Origin of the sequence: Paraburkholderia ribeironis (genome assembly GCF_900019265.1) — a bacterium.
In the GTDB taxonomy this organism is placed as follows: Bacteria; Pseudomonadota; Gammaproteobacteria; order Burkholderiales; family Burkholderiaceae; genus Paraburkholderia; species Paraburkholderia ribeironis.
This window is the reverse complement of record NZ_CYGX02000158.1, coordinates 1-997: the sequence shown is the minus strand read 5'-3', so window position 1 is coordinate 997 and position 997 is coordinate 1. Positions and strand designations below refer to the sequence as shown.

Here is a 997-nt window from a genome sequence, read left to right as displayed (position 1 = left end):
CGGAACGCGTGACGGAGGGATGGGCGACCAGCACGCGCAGGCCGGGCGCGAAGCGTTCGGCTTCCGCGGGTTCTGTTGCAGTAAGGGTGTCGGAACGAGAAATGTCGATATGGTAAGTATTGCTTATGACACAAGGGAGTAAAACTGCTGGGAAGCAGACGACAGGTCTTTGCCCGCACATTTCACCTGTCCTTTCCTGATCATGTGCATTACCTCGATGCCGCCGAGAATGACCCTCGCACGGTGGAAGTTCTTGAATCCCAGCATCGGCCGGGTCCGGCGTTTGATAGCCCGATGGTCCTGTTCGACAATGTTGTTCAGGTACTTGATCTGGCGGACCTTGATCGGCGTCTCGCGATCGGCATTCACCGCATCCAGTGCGGCCAGATTGGAACCGCTTTTGTCGATGGTCACGGTCTCTGGCGTACCATTATGGGCGATCGCCTTTTCAAAGAACCGCCGAGCAGCGACCTTGTCCCGCCTGGCCCTGAGCAGGAAGTCGACCGTGTCGCCCGCCTTGTCCACTGCCCGGTAAAGATATTTCCACTCGCCTTTGATCTTGATATAGCTCTCGTCCATTCGCCTGCTTTTCCCAACCGGACGCTTGTGCTTGCGGAACCTCCTTTCGAAGAGCGGCATCAGTTTGATGACCCAGCGGTACACCGTCGAATGATCCACCGCGATACCACGCTCGTCCATCATTTCCGCAAGATTGCGCAAACTCAGCGAATAGGCCACGTACCAACGCACGCACAGCAAAATCACTTCAAGCGGGTAGTGAAGGCGCTTCAGGACCTTGGCCAGGCCCGGCGCGAGTGTGGTTCGCGGTGTCTTCGTCTTCTTCATCGCACAGCTCAAAAATTCGCTACCCAATTTTAACGTGGGCCTTACTGCAACAGAACCCTTTGCTACACCTGCGGGTCGCTCGTGGCGTGTCGATGAGACCTACCTGAAGATTCGCGGCAGGTGGGTCTACCTGTACCGGGCAGTGGATCGG

At 56.9% G+C, this 997-nt stretch carries 1 protein-coding gene and 1 pseudogene; one reads left to right on the top strand and one right to left on the bottom strand.

Annotation, left to right across the window (positions count from 1 at the left end; all coding sequences use genetic code 11):
• Window positions 1–123: 123 nt before the first annotated feature.
• Entirely contained in the window at window positions 124–846 is a 723-nt protein-coding gene (locus BN2475_RS32675) for an IS6 family transposase (protein WP_094783463.1), read from the bottom strand.
• A gap of 67 nt (window positions 847–913) precedes the next feature.
• On the opposite strand from BN2475_RS32675, the pseudogene BN2475_RS32670 reads away from it, so the two are divergent.
• Window positions 914–997, top strand: a pseudogene (locus tag BN2475_RS32670) (DDE-type integrase/transposase/recombinase); the annotation flags it as partial.

Excerpts from the sequence above, each read along its gene's own strand:
- BN2475_RS32675 (WP_094783463.1), bottom strand. The coding sequence starts at position 846 with ATGAAGAAGACGAAGACACCGCGAACCACACTCGCGCCGGGCCTGGCC.